Annotated in this window: 11 protein-coding genes and 2 pseudogenes; 5 read left to right on the top strand and 8 right to left on the bottom strand. The window is 43.1% G+C overall.

Features of this window, described 5'->3' with window-relative positions; genetic code table 11:
• Positions 1–667 precede the first annotated feature (667 nt).
• A complete protein-coding gene (locus tag RM368_RS34445; protein ID WP_322698217.1) occupies positions 668–4,012 on the top strand; it encodes an efflux RND transporter permease subunit in 3,345 nt (1,114 codons plus the stop codon).
• 369 nt (positions 4,013–4,381) lie between these two features.
• Positions 4,382–4,819: a DUF6918 family protein gene (locus tag RM368_RS34450; RefSeq protein WP_322698218.1), complete on the top strand. Its 438-nt coding sequence runs from the start codon at positions 4,382–4,384 to the stop codon at positions 4,817–4,819.
• A 243-nt stretch (positions 4,820–5,062) separates the two neighbouring features.
• Here RM368_RS34450 and RM368_RS34455 read toward each other — a convergent pair whose 3' ends face one another.
• Positions 5,063–5,731, bottom strand: coding sequence for an HAD family hydrolase (locus tag RM368_RS34455; RefSeq protein ID WP_322698219.1), 669 nt, complete (start codon positions 5,729–5,731; stop codon positions 5,063–5,065).
• Between the two features lie 400 nt (positions 5,732–6,131).
• Here RM368_RS34455 and RM368_RS34460 point away from each other — a divergent pair, with 400 nt between their 5' ends.
• Positions 6,132–6,746: a Uma2 family endonuclease gene (locus tag RM368_RS34460; protein WP_322698220.1), complete on the top strand. Its 615-nt coding sequence runs from the start codon at positions 6,132–6,134 to the stop codon at positions 6,744–6,746.
• A 76-nt stretch (positions 6,747–6,822) separates the two neighbouring features.
• Positions 6,823–7,425: a hypothetical protein gene (locus tag RM368_RS34465; protein WP_322698221.1), complete on the top strand. Its 603-nt coding sequence runs from the start codon at positions 6,823–6,825 to the stop codon at positions 7,423–7,425.
• A gap of 478 nt (positions 7,426–7,903) precedes the next feature.
• On the opposite strand, the pseudogene RM368_RS38935 reads toward RM368_RS34465, so the two are convergent.
• The 7 genes and pseudogenes from RM368_RS38935 to ssuD form a co-directional block, all read right to left on the bottom strand.
• Positions 7,904–11,708, bottom strand: a pseudogene (locus tag RM368_RS38935) (eIF2A-related protein).
• Complete coding sequence (locus RM368_RS34480; protein ID WP_322698224.1) at positions 11,705–12,103, bottom strand: hypothetical protein; 399 nt, start codon at positions 12,101–12,103, stop codon at positions 11,705–11,707. The pseudogene RM368_RS38935 and the gene RM368_RS34480 overlap by 4 nt, the downstream one beginning before the upstream one ends.
• 209 nt (positions 12,104–12,312) lie before the next feature.
• Positions 12,313–13,610, bottom strand: a pseudogene (locus tag RM368_RS34485) (P-loop NTPase fold protein).
• Between the two features lie 430 nt (positions 13,611–14,040).
• A complete protein-coding gene (locus tag RM368_RS34490; protein WP_322698225.1) occupies positions 14,041–15,396 on the bottom strand; it encodes a (Fe-S)-binding protein in 1,356 nt (451 codons plus the stop codon).
• Between the two features lie 233 nt (positions 15,397–15,629).
• Positions 15,630–16,967, bottom strand: a complete 1,338-nt coding sequence (locus RM368_RS34495; RefSeq protein ID WP_322698226.1) for an FAD-binding oxidoreductase — start codon at positions 16,965–16,967, stop codon at positions 15,630–15,632.
• A gap of 783 nt (positions 16,968–17,750) precedes the next feature.
• Complete coding sequence (ssuE, locus tag RM368_RS34500; RefSeq protein ID WP_322698227.1) at positions 17,751–18,317, bottom strand: NADPH-dependent FMN reductase; 567 nt, start codon at positions 18,315–18,317, stop codon at positions 17,751–17,753.
• Between the two features lie 71 nt (positions 18,318–18,388).
• Positions 18,389–19,549, bottom strand: a complete 1,161-nt coding sequence (ssuD, locus tag RM368_RS34505) for an FMNH2-dependent alkanesulfonate monooxygenase (RefSeq protein WP_322698228.1) — start codon at positions 19,547–19,549, stop codon at positions 18,389–18,391.
• Positions 19,550–19,977: 428 nt separating this feature from the next.
• Here ssuD and RM368_RS34510 point away from each other — a divergent pair, with 428 nt between their 5' ends.
• On the top strand, positions 19,978–20,511 hold the full coding sequence (locus RM368_RS34510) for an MgtC/SapB family protein (protein WP_322698229.1): 534 nt from the start codon (positions 19,978–19,980) through the stop codon (positions 20,509–20,511).
• The last annotated feature ends 194 nt before the right edge of the window (positions 20,512–20,705 follow it).

The following is a 20,705-nucleotide window of genomic DNA, read 5'->3' on the forward strand; positions in this document are numbered from 1 at the left end:
TATTACATCCCTACCTCACTTTAAAAGATGTTGGTAATGACAAGCCTTATAAAGGCTACGGTGTACACACAAGTGTTGGTGCACAGTGTATCTATCCCGCCTCGGAATAAATTCCGAGTCTCATAACGAAAGTCCTCTTTTAGAGGACTAAACAAGAAATTTAGTTTAGTCCTCTTTTAGAGGACTTTAGCTATCAGCCCGGAACTTTAGTTCTGGGCGGGATATTTGCTCAGTCTAGGACTTTCACTTGAACAGAAATATTGGGTGGGGTAGGATTTTTAGAGATGTGTGTACACCGTAGCCCCTTTATAAGGGCAGGTTTTTAGGCTTTCGATAAATAGTTGAGAATGTTCTCAATTATTGAACGTAGTTTTAAGTTCTCAGACAATGATTTTGATTTTCAAATCCCAAAAATTTGTCTAATTATTTGTCTAATCAAAAAAACCTGCCCCAGAAAGGAGGATTAGGGTGGGGTAAAACTAACGCTAAAACCTCAGTTAATCAGCTATTTTAGACTTGTGTGAGTTACTAGCATAAATGTATGCATACCTATACTGAAGTATAGGAAAAAGAAAATATCTAACATTAAGCCTTAATAAATCCTTATATTAATAAAAAGCTACTACGTTCCTAACCAGTCTGAAACAATTTCATTATTGCTTGATTTATGTTTGTCAATACCTTCATCAGGCGGCCAGTGCTGACGACGGTCTGCACGTTCATTATCTTGCTGCTGGGAAGCATCTGTATACCGATTCTTCCCATTTCTCAGCTACCAGACCTTGCCCCAGTACAAATTACTGTTAGCTCCAACAATATTGGTGCGGATGCTCAAACAACAGAAAATACTGTCACCAACATTATTGAGCGACAAATTAATGGTGTTAAAGATGTATCTTATATCTCTTCTAATACGGGTAATGATGGTTCGAGCAATATAACTGTCTCCTTTCCCACTAATGTCAATAGCGATATTGCTCAAGTAAACGTTCAAAATAAAGAAGCACTGGCTTCACCTCAATTGCCTGATACCGTTCAACGAACAGGTGTGACTGTTGAAACAGCATCGAGCAGTTTATTGCTGGTCTATGGGTTTTACTCAGAAAATAATGAGTATGACAACATTTTTATCAGTAACTATGTCGATCTGTATATTTTCGATCAGATCAAACGGCTTCCTGGTGTAGGAAGTGCCAGGGTTTTTGGAGAACGCAAATATGCGATGCGTCTCTGGCTCGATCCCAACAAGCTTGCCCAACATCAACTAACTCCCCAAGATGTAACAACTGCCCTGCAACAACAAAATATTCAAGTGGGTGCAGGGGCGATTGGTAAGGAACCAGCACCAGATAATCAAAGCTTTGAATTTGCTTTACGGGCAACCAGTCGATTTAAAGATGCGGCTGAATTTGAGGATATGGTGCTGAAAGTTACTCCAGGCAGTACTACTAGTAGCACCAGTAATAACACTACTAATAGCACTAGTAATAGCACTACTAATAGCATTCTAGTTAAAGTCAGAGATGTCGGTCGAGTTGAACTAGGAGCAGAGAACTATCTGGCTGATGCCAAATTCACTATTCCCGGAAATGATCCCAAGGCAGCCGTGGGTTTGGGGATATATCAACTTCCCGGTAGTAATGCCTTGAACGTTGCTCATGCTGTTGAAGAACAGATCAAAATATTAGAGAAAAATTTTCCACCTGGACTCAAAGCCCAGTTGGCATTTGATACCACTCCGTTTGTAGAAATTTCTTTAGAAGAAGTTCTGCACACTCTAGTTGAAGCAATTGTCCTAGTGGTCTTGGTAATTTTTGTCTTTTTACAAGACTGGCGTACCACGATCATTCCGACTGTGGCGATTCCCGTTTCCTTGATTGGGACGTGTGCGGCTCTGTTGGTTTTAGGATTTCAAATTAATACACTCACCTTATTTGGTTTTGTTCTCGCGATCGGGATCGTTGTGGATGATGCCATTATTGTGGTGGAGGCAGTTGCAGTCAAACTAGAGCAGGGTATGAGACCCTTTGAAGCGGCTGTGGAAGCCATGAAGGAGTTAACTGGGGCAATTATTGCCACTTCACTTGTACTCATGGCGGTATTTATTCCAGTTGCCTTCATTCCTGGCACTACTGGGATTGTTTACAAACAATTTGCCTTAACCGTTGCTTGCTCCATTGGCATTTCCACCTTCAATGCCTTAACCTTCTCTCCGAGTATGGCAGCCATCCTGATGCGCCCTGCTCAGACTCCACGCGGCCCTTTAGGCTGGTTTTTTACCCAATTTAATCGAGGATTTGCTTGGTTCACGCGGCGATATGTCAGGTTTATTAGCTACCTTACCCATATCAAGCCGGTTGTAATTGGCGTTTTTCTCACTGGTTTATTAGCAACGGTTTTGATGTACAGAGCAGTACCTACCGGATTTATTCCAGAGGAAGATCAAGGTTACTTCTTTGTCATTGTCCAAGGGCCTGACGGGGTTTCTTTGAAATATACCGAATCTGTGATGAACAAGGTAGTCAAAGAAGTCACATCGGCTCCCGAAGTTAGAGCTAGTTTTATGATCAGTGGTTTTGGTTTCGACGGTAATGCTTCTAATTTAGGCATTGCCTTTGCTAACCTGAAACCCTGGAAAGAGAGAACTGAACAATCTCAATCTGTTTATGGCATACTTCAAAGACTGAACGCCAAGCTCTCTACAATTACAGAAGCCAGAGCGATCGCAGTCAATGCTCCTCCAGTGAGAGGATTAAGTACTACGGGTGGTTTTGAGTTTATCGTTCAAGACAAAACCGGCAGTGCGCCGATTGAAAACCTAATTGATGCTGCTCAAAAATTGATTGGGGCAGCACGTAAAAGCCCTGTTCTCCAAGGAGTCTTCACTCAGTTCACCGCAGATACTCCCCAATATGACATTCAGGTAAACCGCAACCAAGCCAAAGCTCTCAATGTTGAAATTAACGATGTCTTTGGGGCATTGCAAACTTATCTAGGGTCGCAATATGTGAATAACTTTGTGCAGGGACAGCGACAGTATCGGGTATATGTCCAAGCAGATGGAGTGTTCCGTTCTAATCCAGAGGATATTGGCAAGCTGTATGTTCGCTCTGCTAATGGGGCAATGATTCCATTGAGCAGTTTGGTGAAAATTACTCCCTTTGTGGGGCCGAAAACCATCGCCCATTACAACTTGTACAGGTCAATCAAAGTACAGGGCGCTCCGGCTCCCGGTGCTAGTTCTGGACAGGCGATTAAAGCAATGGAGCAACTAGCAGCAGAAAACTTACCTCAAGGGTTTGGTTATGAGTGGACAGGCACTTATCTCCAAGAAAAGACATCAGGGGGAGCTACAGGCTTGATTTTTGCCTTAGCGATCGTTATTGTCTTTCTGGTGCTGGCAGCTCAGTATGAAAGCTACGTTGACCCAATTATCATTTTGCTGACAGTTCCTTTGGCAGTTTTGGGAGCAATGACAGCGATTTGGCTGCGTTCCAATATTTTCATGGTAGGTAGCCTCTTCCCAAAGGTCGTGGATGATATCTATTGCCAGGTAGGTTTGGTGACTTTGATTGGTCTAGCTGCGAAAAACGCGATTTTAGTCGTAGAATTTGCCAATCAGCTGCACGAGCAGGGCATGAGCTATACAAGGGCGGCGGTGAAAGCGGGACAAGAACGTTTGCGACCGATCTTAATGACATCCTTTGCCGCACTCTTAGGATTTTTGCCCCTAGTGATTTCTCAAGGGGCTGGAGCCAGCAGCCGTTGGTCTTTAGGAACAGCACTGTTTGGGGGGCTGATGCTTTCGACATTCTTGAGTTTGTTCTTAGTACCAATTCTCTATATTTTGGTTAAGAGCTTGGCTCAGGCTATATTACCTCGGAAGCGAGGAGGTTCAAATCCTCCAGATTCACCAAATGGAGCTTCGGGAACTAGACATGAAGCTCTACCTGCTGGCTCAAGTCAGCCAGAAACGCAATTTAGGTCTCAGGAGGATGGGATAAGCTCTTAAGTCTGCTAAGAGGCAGGGGGCAGGGGGCAGGGGGCAGGGGAGTAATGAGTAATGAGTAATGAGTTGGAGCAGGGAAAAAGGTTAAACGTTAAAGGGAAAAGGAATAAATTTAATCTTTCCCCTTTTCCCCATGCCCAATGCCCCATGCCCAATGCCCCATGCCCAATGCCCCATGCCCCATGCCCAATGCCCAATGCCCAATGCCCAATGCCCAATGCCCAATGCCCCCTTGCCTCTTCTCAACTATGCAGTTTAAAAGCGTATCAGCTTATCCACAACATCCTCTAACTCTGATACCATTTTCTGTAATTTCCTGCTTGCTAAAAAATTAGCCGAATAGAATTAAGTACTTAGATAAGGAAGAGTGAAATGGGACTTAGCGACGGACTTTTGAACCCGACCAAAAAGGCTATGGTCGTAGATGATTGTTGCAACATGATTGAAGGACAGCTTGCATCCAAGTCAGGTATGAGCGGCATCGCTTTGAAAACTGCCTTTGCTGCTTTGAAAGGAATTAAGCCAGGATATATTCCCTATGTCGTTGAGCAGATATTACCGCAATGCTTTACAGCTCTCGATCCCATCTGGAGTAGAGGCGTAGAGAAAGGCGATCCAGTTGAATATTTGAGTGCGAATCGCTCTGATACAGCAGACGCGCTACTGAGTGTTACCGATGCGAGAGTCAAGAACTCAACCCGCCAAATTGTGCGAGGAACCTATGAAAAACTTCGCGGTTCCGCCAAAAAGCACGTAGAAGAAGCAGTGCCAGATTTAGCCAAGGTCATCAATAATTACACTAAGGTCTGAGCCAAAGGTTAGAGACGCGATTAATCGCGTCTTCTAGAAAAGTAGGAAGCACAGATGCAAAGTAGCTTTTCACCAGATATCGCCTCAAAACTTCAACAACTTCAAATCAAGTCCCGCCCGTTGGATGGCTTTTTCTTTTAACTGTTCTCCAAGATTGACTAAGGCTTTTTGAGTAGTATAATATTGCACAGCTTTGTTAATGAATCGAGTGCGATCGCCTACCCTTCTTCCTTCTTTTAAGATTTAAGCATTTGCACCCAGAATAGAAGAGTCATAGTGCTGTAGTAAATCTTCAGGATCGTTGTAAATTGCGATCGCTTGCGATAGTTGTTCGTCACTAAAGCCACCGCAACGCAAAGCAATTACACCTACCCCTGCTTTGCCGGCAGACTCAATATCATAGGGAGAATCTCCTAGCATCACTACTTTATCTGGTGTTATTTGCCCTTTTTTCAAGGCAGCTTCTACAATGTCAGGAGCAGGTTTAGATGCTTCAGCATCATCGGATGTAGTTACTTCCGTGAGCAAATCATCTACTTGGGCAATTTTGAGCATGATTTCAAGTTCTTCAGAACTTGCTGAACTAGCGACAACCAGATGCAATCCCGATTTTTGCATCTTTAATATTAAGTTTCTGCTACCAGCAGCAGCAGTGATTTGCGGTATATATTTGTCAAATAATAGTTTTTTGCGTAGTTGAGCGATCGCTTTGCCAGTTCCTTCTTCACCATTTAATTCTGGCACTACTTTAGGAATCAGTTGATCTCCACCCATACCCATGAGTGGTCTAACTTTTTCAAATGGCACTTCCAAGTCATAAGCTGCAAATGCCTCTATCCAGGAATTTGCATGAACATCATTACTGATAACCAGCGTGCCATCAATATCTAAAATTACCGCTTCTAATGCCATGAAAAACCTCAACTGACATTTTGTTTTATTGCTGATGATGGCATGGCAAATAGTTTACTTCATCATCCCATAAGAGGAGAAAGGGGTAAGAGTTGAGATGGCGATCGCTTATAATTACAGCAGATTGCAAGTAAGTGAGTTACAAGCAGGACTGATTCATCAAACATAAAGTTTCTTTCTAACTCCTGCCTCCTGCCTCCTGCCTACCGTTTATACACAAGTCGAATTACCCCCCTTAATCCCCCCTTGTCAAGGGTGGAAACCGGAAAATCTAGTTCCCTCCCCTTTACAAGGGGAGGGTTAGGGTGGGGTAAACAAAGGACTGGTAGTGATTCGATAACTTGTGTATACACCGTAGGCCCCCTGCCTCCTGCCTCCCAAACGAATCCTTGAGGTCAAGATGGTACAAACACCCGCCACTCCAGAAACCGAAACCCTATTGATTGAGTTGCCTAAGTCCATTGGGCTGTATGTTACCCAAGAACAGTTTGCTGCTTTAGCCGCAGCCAACCGAGACTTGAGACTAGAAAGAACCGCACAAGGAGAATTAATAGCGAACCCACCAACAGGCTGGGAAACTGGAAAACGTAATTGCAGTATTTCTGGCGAATTGTATTTGTGGTGGCGTAATGCGGGCGAACCTGGTCAAGCCTTTGACTCTTCTACAGGCTTCATTTTACCCAATGGTGCAACTCGCTCGCCCGATGCCTCTTGGGTGAGTGGAGAACGTTGGCAGGCACTTACTTCAGCACAAAAAGGAACATTTGCGAATATCTGCCCCGATTTTGTGGTTGAGTTACGCTCTAGTTCGGATACCCTCAAGTCCCTGCAAGATAAATTGAGGGAGTATATCGACAATGGCGCGAAACTTGGTTGGTTAATCGACCCACAGCAGCGACGGGTGGAAATTTATCGACTGGGTAAGAATGTGGAAGTGTTGGAAAATCCTGCCCAATTGTCGGGTGAAGAAGTTTTACCGGGTTTTGTCTTGAATTTGCAACGGGTTTGGGATTGAAAGCATCTTGCTTCTGAATTCTGAATTCTGTATTCTGTATTCTTCTTCAAATAAGAAAATAGTAGGGAAAATCCTGATGCCTTATAGTAAATTTACCCTCAGTAAAGCTGTAGAGGATTTTCAACTCACTATCATTGAAGGCGATCGCTTTCTGCCTGAAATTTCCCCAGTCAATCCAAGTTCTTTACTCAAAGATACACTGAAAGAAACGCTGCCTTGGGCGATCGCAGTCAGTACTGAAAAAGCGCGTTCTGAAGGTATTATCAATCCAGTTTTGTTAGAAGTCAAACGTCAGTTCAAAGGACAAATTAGTGTCTTTTCGGGTGAAGAGTTCAGCGTGCAGCCAGAAATTGATTTGACGGGTTATGTCGATTTTCTCATTAGTCGCTCTCCAGAGCAGTTGTTTATTAAGGCTCCGGCGGTGGTTTTAGTGGAAGCGAAGAAAGAAGACCTTAAACCAGCACTGGGACAATGTTTAGCCGAGATGGTGGCAGCTCAACGCTTTAATCAACAGAAGCAGCAGCCGATTTCAACCATCTACGGAACGGTAACGAGTGGTACAGTTTGGCGGTTTCTGAAACTAGAAAAGCAAACTGTGACGATTGACCTGACCGATTATCCACTGCCACCAGTTGAGCAAATTTTGGGCAAACTGGTTTGGATGGTGCAAAATGGCTGATGCAGGCGATCGCATCTAGGCTTTGGGAATAGATGAGACTGCAAGTAAACCCCGATCACAGACCAAAACACTTGTAGAGACGGCGATTTATCGCGTCTCAAAACCCAATATTTTGTACCAATTACCCTTAACCCAACTGTATTGGGCTATAAAAGCAGAAGAATTAAAGAAGCGATCGCCTGATGGACAAGTACAAGTAGTGCCATCGCGCTTTGGTTAAAATGGCTTTGATTCAATATGAGAGAGCGATCGCAAAATATTGCTTGAGCTACATCGAATAGATAGAGGCGATTGCCTATCCTACAATGAAAATCTGTTTTCAGGCGATCGCATTGCTACCGGATCGAGCTTGTGATTGCTTCTCTTCTCTACGAGACGCTAAGAGCGAACGAGATGCTTTGCGATCGTTGCACTCGCAATGACCTTTTATCTGGCTAGCTGATATTAATCCGGCGATGCATAATTTTTCACTTGGGTTTTACTTGATATCATCGCACAGATGCTTGTCGCTCTCACCCAAATTCGGGTTGTTCTGCAAATAATCATGCAGCCAATTGCAACCCCGCACCAACAATTGGTCTAAATTCTCCACAGGCCACAACCGCGCTGTGTTGTCAGATAATGCCGTGGCGATGGTTTTGCCGTTTGGGCTGAAACTCACACTACTGACACTGCTTTGATGCCCTTTGAATTCTTGCAGCACTTGCCCTTGCAGGTTCCACAACCGCGCTGTCTTGTCATCTGATGCCGTGGCGATGGTTTTGCCGTCCGGGCTGAAACTCACACTACTGACACTGCTTTGATGCCCTTTGAATTCTTGCAGCACTTGCCCTTGCAGGTTCCACAACCGCGCTGTCTTGTCATAAGATGCTGTGGCGATGGTTTTGCCGTTTGGGCTGAAACTCACACTACTGACACTGCTTTGATGCCCTTTGAATTCTTGCAGCAGTTGCCCTTGCAGGTTCCAGAACCGCGCTGTCTTGTCATCTGATGCCGTGGCGATGGTTTTGCCGTTTGGGCTGAAACTCACACTACTGACACTACTTTGATGCCCTTTGAATTCTTGGAGGAGTTGCCCTTGCAGGTTCCACAACCGCGCTGTCTTGTCATCTGATGCCGTGGCGATGGTTTTGCCGTCCGGGCTGAAACTCACACTTAAGACACTGCTTTGATGCCCTTTGAATTCTTGCAGCAGTTGCCCTTGCAGGTTCCACAACCGCGCTGTCTTGTCATCGGATGCCGTGGCGATGGTTTTGCCGTCCGGGCTGAAACTCACACTTAAGACACTGCTTTGATGCCCTTTGAATTCTTGCAGCAGTTTCCCTTGCAGGTTCCACAACCGCGCTGTCTTGTCATAAGATGCCGTGGCGATGGTTTTGCCGTTTGGGCTGAAACTCACACTACTGACACTACTTTGATGCCCTTTGAATTCTTGGAGGAGTTGCCCTTGCAGGTTCCACAACCGCGCTGTCTTGTCATCTGATGCCGTGGCGATGGTTTTGCCGTCCGGGCTGAAACTCACACTACTGACACTGCTTTGATGCCCTTTGAATTCTTGCAGCAGTTGCCCTTGCAGGTTCCACAACCGCGCTGTCTTGTCATCGGATGCCGTGGCGATGGTTTTGCCGTCCGGGCTGAAACTCACACTTAAGACACTGCTTTGATGCCCTTTGAATTCTTGCAGCAGTTTCCCTTGCAGGTTCCACAACCGCGCTGTCTTGTCATCGGATGCCGTGGCGATGGTTTTGCCGTCCGGGCTGAAACTCACACTACTGACACTGCTTTGATGCCCTTGCAACTGGTTACGTTCTTTAATTTTATTGAGAATACTATCCAAAGCAAAAATAGGGCTGATAGCTGGATATTTTTCTAAAGGGCGACCATCTTTTACCAGACTTTTTAACTCTTTACCAGTCTGCACTGCTGACACCAGCGATTCTAACTGCGTATACTCAAACTGTCTTAAGGCATTAACACCTGCCCGTTCTAGCTGTGTTCCTTGTTGTGCTTCTTTTTGTGCTATTTCCGCCTGCTGCGCTTTAAAACCTGCGTAACCAGAGCCTATACCTGCCACTACTAATAAAACTACAGATAAACCAGAACTGAGTGCCAACCTCTTGTGCCCATTGCGTCCCCACAATTTGCAACTCAATCGGGCGTACTTCCCCCAATTCACCTGCTAAATCCTGCACTAATTGATCGATGAGCGCAGGCTCAAGATAAAATTGAGAGCGTTCTGTTAAACTCTGCACCACAGCCATCGCCTCGGCTGGCGAAAAGTTACCCAAGTAATAGCGAATATTTTTATCGAGAATGTTATTATTAATTGCAGTTAAATTAAACAGACGGTCTAATTCTAATAAATAATGTAAATAATCTTCCCGCAAAGACAGAATTACTTTGACAAAAGGAATATCTAGACAAACTCGTAAAAACTCATAAAATGTTCGTCGTTGACCTTGGTCTGGATAAACAAAGAAAAACTCCTCAAACTGGTCAAACATTAAAACCGTCAATAAATTCCGGTCAGCATTTCTTCGTAATTGTTCTAAAATAGCTGCTGAAGAATCAAGATTAACAGATAATTGATTTCCTCTGACTTCCTCAAAAGCCTTAGCCAAACTCTGCCCCAACATCCCCACCCAATCTGTATAAACTCGCAACAAAACAGGTAAAGCATCTCGCTCACCAATTGCTTGCTGTTGCAACGCTGGTATTAATCCACCCTGCAAAATTGAACTTTTCCCCACTCCTGACTGACCATGAATTACAGTCAATTTATGCTCAGTCCCACCAATTCTTTCTCGCAACCGCTTCACATCTTGTCCCCGACCAGAAGCAGCAATTTCTTCAGCTATTGTTTCAGAATTTTCTACTTGCAATGCAGAACTAATTGCCTGTCGCTGCGGATTAAGATAAGATGCACCAACAAAAGCGCGGAAACCATACTGTTGTTCAATTTGTAACTGCTCTTGCTTAATATAAAACGCTTTGAGATATTCACCTTGCTCAAAGTAGAGTAAACGCAATCTTTCTAATATAGATATATATAATTGTGGATTATACTGATGATTAATTTCAGTTTTTGCAGTTTTTAAACTATTAATTGCTACTTGATATTGACCTAAACCCTGTTGAGATTTTGCTAAAATAAACCGATACAATCCAAATTGATCTGATTGAAGATTAGGGATATTAGCTAAGATTTGCAATGCTTGCCCTGCAAGTTGATGAGCTTCATCCCAGCGTAACTGCTCTAAAGCTACTTCTGCCAAAAAGCCATAATCTTGAGCCAACTGCAACGGCGTGCCATAATTTTGATGTAGCGGCAGAGATTTTTCTACAAGGCTTTGCAACTCTGACCATGCTTGTAAACGTCGTAGCACTCCACCCAGTTTAGTAATATGTTTTGCAACTAAATCAGAACGTTGTGCTTGTTCAAAAATTTCAATCGCTTGCTCAAGGTAATTTCTCGACTCTTGCCAATAGCGTTGATTTTCTGTCTGATTTTTTTCGGCTTGGCGGTTATAAGCTAAAGCAATATTAACAAGTAATATACCTTGTCGCTCTAAAGAATTACTTTGTCGCCAGAACTCCAAGCTTTGTTGATAATGTGCTAAAGCAGAATCTATCTGGTCATGTAGATAATCATTCAAGCCCAACAAAAACTCTAAACTTGCTTTAAGTGCTGCTTCTAATACTTCTCCTCGATTTTGCAAATCTTCACGGGCAGTTTCTAATTCCCGGCACATTTGGGCATTGGGCGTTACATTACCAGCAAAGATTTCATCAGTTTTTTGCTGAAGCAAATTGACTAATTCATCCGTAGGGTTTTCAAACTCAATGATAGTTGCCCAATTTTCTAAATCAGTTGCTAATCGAATAAATTTTTGCAGAACTGAATCATTAACCCACAACAATATCGGAAACGGGAAGTTTTTTCTAAACTCCTCCCGTACTTGGTTCGCTGAAGTCAGAACTGTATCAATATTTTTAACTGACTCCAAACCAAAAACCATCAATGCAGGTGGCTGTTCATCTCCCAATTGTTCGCGTATATTTGTGTAAAGCGTTTTGACTGATGCAGGTAAAGTAATTTCGTGAATCTGTACAGGAGATAATTGGCGCAGGCGTTCTACCATGCGCTGACGTAAAGCAGCATAGTTACATCGCAATATAATCAGCGAAAACTGCCCCTGAGAAAAGGTAATTGCTCTGACTAAAGTTTGTAATGAACCCTCATTGTCAAAAGCTAAATTTTCCGGTTCTTGCTGATTACTCATAACATACAGCAGTTTTCTTTTGCATAAAGTATAAAATTATGGATTTGGAGGCAGGAGGCAGGGAGTAGGGGGCAGGGGGCAGGGAGCAGGGAGCAGAAAGGACGATTTTTGCTAGTTGTAAAAAGCTGTAGTTGTGAAAATGACAACTGACACGGCTCCGGCACTTGTCGATCTAGCTCCCGCACTTGCTGATCTGGCTCCCGCACTTGTTGATCTGGTTCCCGCACTTGCTGATCTGGTTCCCGCACTTGTTGATCTAGCTCCCGCACTTGCTGATCTGGTTCCCGCACTTGTTGATCTAGCTCCCGCACTTGCTGATCTGGTTCCCGCATTTGTTGATCTAGCTCCTGCACTTGCTGATCTAGCTCCCGCACTTGTCGATCTAGCTCCTGCACTTGTCGATGTAGCTAACGTTAGGGAACTCCAAAAAATAAATTATCCAATTTGTCTACTCAACTAGACTTCTTTCTTCCTTGTCCCCCTTGTCCCCCTTGTCTTCCTTGTCCCTCTGCTATGGAATATTTTTTTACTTGGAAGTCCCTTATACTATTTCACAAAATACCTGATAGCTAAGGGCGTACAACTCTAAGCCCCTACAGCCGATTTATAACTTAAATTCCTTGGCTTCAGCCAAAATCGGATTGACATCAAACCACGAACCATCCTCATTTCGGTATTCAAATACAAACATACTGCGGAGCAAAAGTTCGTATCTTTCATGACCTCTCAAGCTTTTCTTTTGCGTCACCTCACGCAGTACTTCCCATTCATCAGGCGTAATTGCCAAAGTTAGCTCGTTGCGGCGTTGTTTAATCACCCTGTCTACGCACTCCCGCGACAAAGGCGGGTCTTCTTGCTGAAGACAGCGAAACAATAACATCAACAAATTACGCAAATGACCGCCGCTAACTCGGCAAAGTCGCTCTAAAGTATCAGAATTATCAAAAACCTCGGTAATTAAATTCCGGCTTTGTTCCCAACTAACACCAGGAAAAGCCCTCGCCATCACCATCTCTTGCAGCAGCGTGATTCCTTGTGAGAATTGCAAACCATCTTCTAATTTCACAGGAACCATCGGCAAAACCTTGGGGTCTACGCCAAAGCGATTTGTTAGCCTTCCTAAAGCGTTGGAAAAAATCAACACTAAGGGAATGGTATAAACAACATGACAATTTAGCTGGTTTAACTGTTCGCCCCGTTCCACAAAGAGATATTCTGGCTGATAATAACCCGAAGGCTTCAAAGAATTATCTACTCTGTCGAGATTATCTATAATTACCACCAGTCCTTTTTTACCTTGCTGCTTAAGTTTCTCTCTTGCAGGCTTGAGCAATTCTTTGTTGATTGATTCTAAAATGCCGTTGGTGCGCGGTTCTAAATATTGTCGCAACTGACCGCGAAGTTTGGGACTATCTTTAGTTTTGGCGGTAATTTTGGCAATACCTACAGATAACTCTCCCCCAAGTTCTATCGGCGTTTGCAAAAATTCACCAAGTTCAGTAAACAGAGTTTGAAAGTATCCAGGCTTGAGGTTAATTTTGATTGCTTCTAGACTTTGACTAACCTCACGAGCAACTGCTAATAAAATATCTGTAACATCAATATCAGCCATATCCAGGCTTTGGCTAGACTCGAAATAAACCACATGAAATCCCTGCTGCTCTAACCTGCCTTTAGCCGCAGTAATTCAGTGGATTTGCCACAGCCGATATGTCCGGTAAACAATTGACAAGTGGGTTCTTCAGGTGAAAGGCGGGTAATAGTTCGCCCAAGTTCCTCAATAATTTTGGCACCACGCACTTTAGAGAAATCAATATAATATTGTCTATCCTCCGGTTTGCTCACAATCAGAGTTTTACTGGGGTTGCAAGCTTGAAAAAATCTGACTAAATCTAGTTTCATCACAAATCACCCGAAATCAGCTTGACGCTCTAGCCCATTTCAGTGATTATACAGACGATAAAGCGGCTATTTCGGAAAACTACCCACCCAATATTTCTGTTCAAGTGAAAGTCCCACACTGAGCAAATATCCCGCCCGGAACTTTAGTTCCGGGCTGATAAGCAAAAGTCCTCTAAAAGAGGACTAAACAAGAAATTTAGTTTAGTCCTCTTTTAGAGGACTTTCGTTATGAGACTCGGAATTTATTCCGAGGCGGGATAGATACACTGCACCAACACTTGTGTATACACCGTAGCCAATACATCGGGGGGATTAAGGGGGGTAATTTGACTTATCTATACACCGTAGGCAAGCGAAGAGTAGAGCAAAAGCTACATTTTTGCTCTTTGCTTTAAAATCAATGACAAGATGTCCACCCCACAAGAAATATCTACAATTTTAACTTCTCACCGCGAATCGAATAATCTAACAACTCCATCGGGTGAATAACTAAAATCTTCTTACCCTGCAACTGCAAATGCTTCGTAATTTGCAAAGTACATCCCGGATTAGCAGAAGCAATTAACTCAGCACCAGTATTCAACAAATTCTGCACTTTTTGCCGACCCAATTCTTCAGAAACTTCTGGTTGCAGCATATTATAAACTCCGGCACTGCCACAACACAAAGCTGCATCTATTGGTTCTCTCAACTTCACCCCTGGAATTTGTCGCAATATCTGACGCGGTTGGACGCTAATCTTTTGTCCGTGCAATAAATGACAAGCATCTTGATAAACTAAATTCAATAGTTTATCGGTCAACGGTGAAAGTTTCGCTGTTAAGCCAACAGTTGCCAAAAATTCTTGAGCATCTTTAACTTTAGCGGCAAAATCCTTGGCCTTTTCTCGATATTCTGGGTCATCTTCTAAAATATGACCGTATTCTTTTAAAGTATGACCGCAACCAGCAGCATTGATAATCACAAAATCGACATCAGTCTTGGCAAAACTATCAATCATCTGCCTTGCTAAAGCTTTCGCTTGTTCTGTTTGTCCTTGGTGTTCGGGAAGCGCCGCACAACAACCTTGAGATTTGGGAATCACAACTTCACAACCATTCGCTGTTAAAACGCGCACTGTCGCTTCATTTACGGGGGAGAAAAACAGCCGTTGGACGCAACCCAAAATTACCCCGACTCGATACCGCTTTTCACCTTTAGCAGGAATCACAGTAGGCAAATTATCTTGAAAAGATTTGAGAGTAATTTCTGGCAGAATTGATTCCATTGCTGCCAAACGAGGCGATATTTTATTCAGTAAACCCGTAGCCCGAAATAACTTAGCAAATCCTAACTTTTGATAAACTAACAACGGAACTAATAAAACCCGTAAAAGATTGGGATAAGGAAACAGAGTAAATATCAGTTGGCGAAAAAATTGATCTGGTAAACTGCGGGGATAATTTCGTTCAACTTGATGACGAGTTGCAGAAATTAACTTGTCATACTGCACGCCAGAAGGACAAGTACTCACACAAGCAAGACATCCTAAACAAGAATCAAAATGTTCTACTGTTGCGGTATTGAGAGCAATTTCACCCTCATTAATTGCATCCATTAAATAGACGCGTCCTCTAGGAGAATCCATCTCCTTACCCAGCACCCGATAACTAGGACAAGTCGAAAGACAAAATCCACAATGTACACAACTATCAATTAACTTCGGATCGGGTGGATGACTCTCATCAAAGCCCTTCAAATTCTTTAAACTAGCCGTATTATTAACAGAATTTTTTGAAACTTGCATATATTCTCTTCTTCCCCTCTCTATCTAAGCATTCTCTGTGTCTTAGAGGATGTTTGAAAAGTCACGATTGATGTATTAAATATTTTTTACCCCACCCTAACCCTCCCCTTATAAAGGGGAGGGAACCGGATTTTTCTTGTTTCCCCCCTTTATAAGGGGGGACTAAGGGAGGTAACAATGTAATTAAAATCACAGCCAATCACTTTTAAAACAATCTCTTAGCGGTTCGTTTCTTAAATTCCACCCACAAACCGACCAGGACTTAAAATATTCTTACTATCAAACTGTTCCTTAATACGGCGCATCAACGGCAAAGCATTACCCGTATAACCCCAAACATCTATTTGTTCTTTAACCGCAACTGGTGCTGACAGAATTGTTAAAAAACCACTACTTGCTTGAGTGGGATTGTTTCCAGCAAAGCCTAAGCGATCGCGGATTTTCAAAACTTGATTTTTACTCTCTAATTGTAACAAACCTAAACCACTACTAATATGAATTAAACCCAACTCCACTTGAGTCAAAATCTCCACAGCAGCAGTAGGTAACACTCCTATTTTGCAGCTAATTACCGATTCTGTGGCAGTAGTATGTATTCGTTCTTGCAATCTCTGCCATAGATTAGCTTCATCACCATCGGTAAAAATTGCCCCATTTAACCCTAACTTTTGCCCAACTTCCAAAACTCGGTTTGATTGTTCCTTAACACTCTCACTAATACTTTGAAACCGAGCAATTAATCCCAGTCCTTCACCCAATCCTAAACTAGACACCAATTTAGTTGATAGCAAATCAGCCTGAACTGGTGTTAACGCCGAACCTCGAAGGATATTAGCCGCTTGAGATACAGCCTCAGCTTTCCCAGTTAGTACCACCGTCCCCGATGCCTCGGCTAGCGGATACAGGCGAAAAGTTAATTGACTAATAAAGCCTAATGTGCCATAAGACCCGGTAAGCAACTTCATCAAGTCATATCCGGCAACATTTTTAACTACTCTTCCCCCAGCTTTGGCGATTTCTCCATCAGCACGGACAAAGGTAATACCTAGTAACTGGTCGCGTACACTGCCATAACGTTGCCGCAGAGAACCTGTATCACCTGTAGCAACAATACCGCCAATGGTTGCTGACTCTGGTGCTGTCGGGTCAAGGGCGAGAAATTGCCGCGATTTTGCCAAAAGTGCTTGCAAATCAGAGAACTTCATCCCAGCTTCTACTGTGACAGTCAAATCGCCAACAGCGTGTTCAATCAGTTGGTTGATGCGTTCTGTACTAACTACAACATCAATGCTTTTTGCTAAACCACCCCAGCTAAGTTTACTGCCACTACCACAGGGAAGGACGCGCCAGTTATTTGCATGAGCCGTGGTCATAACTGCGGCTAGCTGTTCTTGGCTGCGGGGATAGACAATACAACTGGGTGAATTTCCAGAAGCTATAGCTTGTTGGATACGTTTTTGCTGACTGAATTCGATATTTTCCCAAAGGCAAATAGCATTTTCTTCACCAACGATAGATGCAAGTTCAGAAGCGCAGACGCCTTGCGGCTTGTCGTTAGACATCGCTTTCATTGAGTTTATTTTTTTACGCCCTCCTTCTAATTTACTGGCTAACCTGACCAAAAAAGCGCATTGCCATTAATATACAGTGGCTTTAATATGAAAGCGATTCCTACGACTGGTTGCGCCCCTACGACAGGTGGAATTCAAATAGATGAAACTGCTGTAGGAGGTTGTTTGAAGAGTGGTTGGCTGTGATTTTAGGCACTTATCGATCCCCCCAACCCCCCTTAAAAAGGGGGGCAAAACCTTTCAAAGTCCCCCAATTTATAGCACAAGCCTTCGTGGTTAGGATATTAACAGATGATAAAACTTAGACACAACAAGACTTTTCACCCAATCCCCAGTCACCAGTCCCCAGTCCCTTGCTATATCGGGGATTTAGGGGGAGCTAGAAGTTTTGCTACCAAGAAGAGGACTTTTCAAACATCCTCTAAGGTATTAGCCTTATCCAACCTATAATTTTGTCAATTTGTTGATAAAGTTTGAAATTTAAGTAGAGAAAGTAGTAGATGAGTAAATTTCACTCATCTACTATAGGTAGAGTTAGGAGACAATTTGCATATATACAAGATATTTTATAGAAAAAATAATAAATTATAGCGGTGTTAGTTTAATAGACTATAGAAGTTGGCAGATAAATATGAGCGTCATCTATAAATAATTTTAATATTGCAATAAAAGTGCCATTTCTGAAAGTAAAGTTATCTGGCTCTGATTAACTTTAAAAAAAAGTAACAGATGGGTAAATTTTACCCCTCTGCTACAAGCAAACGGAGGTATAAACTTAATTATTTAATTGGCATGAACCAATTCTTGAGGCGCTGCGGCATCATATTCTACAGCTTTCACAAATTCTTTGAGAACGTCTTTGAGTCTTTGGTCAATTTCCTCATCTAACACGACGCTGTGATCGGCTTGTCGTTGAATTTGTTTGTCTACTGCATAAATGGTAGCGAGGATATGACGCGCTCCTAATTCAGATAACACAGGTTTTAGAGCATATTCAATTGCCAATAAATGAGCGATGGTTCCACCCAAAGCAATTGGTAACACTGGTTTACCTGTTAATGATTTTTGTGGCAGCAAATCTAGAAATGTTTTTAGCACTCCTGTGTAAGCAGCTTTGTAGATTGGGGTGGCAATAATCACACCATCTGCCTTTGCTAATAAAGCTTTTGGTTGTTCTAAAGCAGGGCTGTCGTATCGTCCAAAAACTAAATCTTCAGCAGGTAAATCCCGAACTGAAATAATATCTACATGCAAGCCTTCTTGTTGTAAAAGCTGGGCAGTATATTCGACAACACCATAGGTTCTAGATGGATGTGTTGGACTACCTGCGATCGCTAAAATATTTGTCATTCAATTAAACTCCTATGCATTAATCGGAATGGGGAATGGGAAATAACCAATGCCCAATACCCTAAACTTTACTAGGATATGGATGTGGCTTTCTCCTGATGTTGCTGCTTAGGGAAATCTTCATTTGCCACAATCTCACCAAATGGACTTAAGACGTGTTGCTTCTCTACTGCGGGTAAATTCTCTAAGGGCAGATGGGGAAACAGAAGTTCTGCGACTCGATAAGCTTCCTCTAGGTGGGGATAACCAGAAAGGATAAAGGATTCAATACCTAAATCTGCATATTCCAATATCCTAGCGGCTACAGTTTGGGGATCTCCTACTAAGGCTGTTCCCGCACCACCCCGCACTAAACCGACTCCCGCCCACAGGTTCGGGCTGATCTCTAATGCCTCACGATCGCCGTGGTGTAATTGAGTCATTCGTTGTTGTCCAACTGAATCCATTCGGGCATAAGCTTTTTGGGCTTTTGCGATCGCTTCATCATCTACATATTTAATCAAATCATTCGCTGCATCCCAAGCTTCACTCTCAGTTTCGCGCACAATCACATGTAAACGAATCCCAAACCGCAAAGTCCGGCCTTGTATTTCTGCAAGTCTGCGAACTGCTGCAATCTTCTCGGCTACTTGCGGCGGTGGTTCGCCCCAAGTTAGATAAACATCTACGTGCTTGGCAGCGATTTTTTGAGCCACAGGAGAGGAACCCCCAAACCACAAAGGCGGATATGGCTTTTGAACAGGTGGAAACAGCAGTTTCCCATCTTGGATATTAAGATAGTCGCCTTGGAGATTGGCTTGTTCGCCACTAGCGATCGCCCGCCATACTGTCAAAAATTCATCTGTTAATTCATAGCGGCGATCGTGATCCAAATGCAAGCCATCTCCCGCTAACTCTACGGGATCGCCACCGGTCACGACATTAATCAGCAAGCGTCCCCCAGAGAGGCGATCGAAAGTCGCCGCCATTCGCGCCGCTACTCCAGGTGATACCAAGCCGGGACGAATCGCTACTAAAAAACGCATTTGTCGCGTCAGTGATACCAAGGTTGACGCTACAATCCAAGCATCTTCGCAAGAGCGGCCTGTAGGCAGCAATGCCCCTGTATAACCAAGGTCATCCACCGCTTGGGCAATCTGCCGCAGATAGGGAAAGCTTACTGCCCTTCCGCCTGTAGCAGTTGCAAGGTAACGTCCGTCGCCGTGGGTTGGGATGAACCATAGTAGCTGCATGAGTCCTGTCCTTTTAAACTACGATAATTCGATAGAATTACCGTGCTTTATTTATAGTTTTTAGAGTATCACATATTCTACTGAACCAAGCAAGAAGTTTTACAAAAAACTCCGGTATCTTTATCAAACCAATGTATATTAAGCAGTGTCCAAAAAACTAGCGTTGGGTATTGGCATTAGGCAGAGGGTAACAGAGAAATGTTTGAATTTTGAATTTTGAATTTTGAATTGATTTCTCCCCTTTCTGTCTCTAGGAAGAATCCAGCAATAGTGGCTTTGTGTATACTTATTTACTTATCCATAACCTTTTGTTAAATTAAATTTAATGTACTAAAAACCTATTGATTTGCTGTGCTTAAGTTTTCAGCGACAAAATCTCCCTGCCAATAGGTGCAAAATTGTGTTCTATCTCTAGGAGAAATAAGGCAATGGGGCCGATGTTTATTGCTGCCAACGATTGGCCACATATAGCGTTTAGATTATCTTTGGCGCTCTTGGTTGGTTGCTTGATTGGATTTAACCGTCAGCAAGGAGGTAGACCAGCAGGGATGAGAACATTTATGCTTGTGAGTATGGGAGCAGCACTATTTGTAATGATTCCTTTGCAGGTTGAGGGTGAGAGTCCCTATGCTGCTACCAATGCACTGAGTCGCACAATTCAAGGTGTAGCTACCGGGGTTGGATTTCTCGGAGCCGGATTGATTTTACAAGAGTCTCCGAGAAAATCTGCAACGCCAAAAGTAAAAGGTTTAACTACAGCCGCTTGTGTCTGGACTGCGGCCGGTTTGGGGGCTGCAATTGGTTGTGGTTTGTGGCAAATGGGATTGTTGGGAGGCTTACTGACTTTGATTACCCTAAGTGGGGTAAAACGGCTCAATCGCACATTTGTATTTCTGACGAGTCAGGGTAAACAAAGTACTAATCGGGATCTCACAACCATCTCTGATGAAGATGATGATTGACTATCGTTATCCTCTAATTGAAAACTATACTTGTATTGTCCAAAAGTAAGTCAAGGCAATCGTATTGTCGCCTAGTTTTTTATTAAAAAATAATTTGTTGTTTCTTAGCTTATTTTAATCAGTTGATCGGGGCTAATTCAGAGCTGATTCGTAAAGAAAATCTAAAGAGAACAGAGCCTCGTTTGACTCAGGCT

This window comes from Nostoc sp. DedSLP03 (genome assembly GCF_034530815.1).
Classification (GTDB): domain Bacteria; phylum Cyanobacteriota; class Cyanobacteriia; order Cyanobacteriales; family Nostocaceae; genus Nostoc.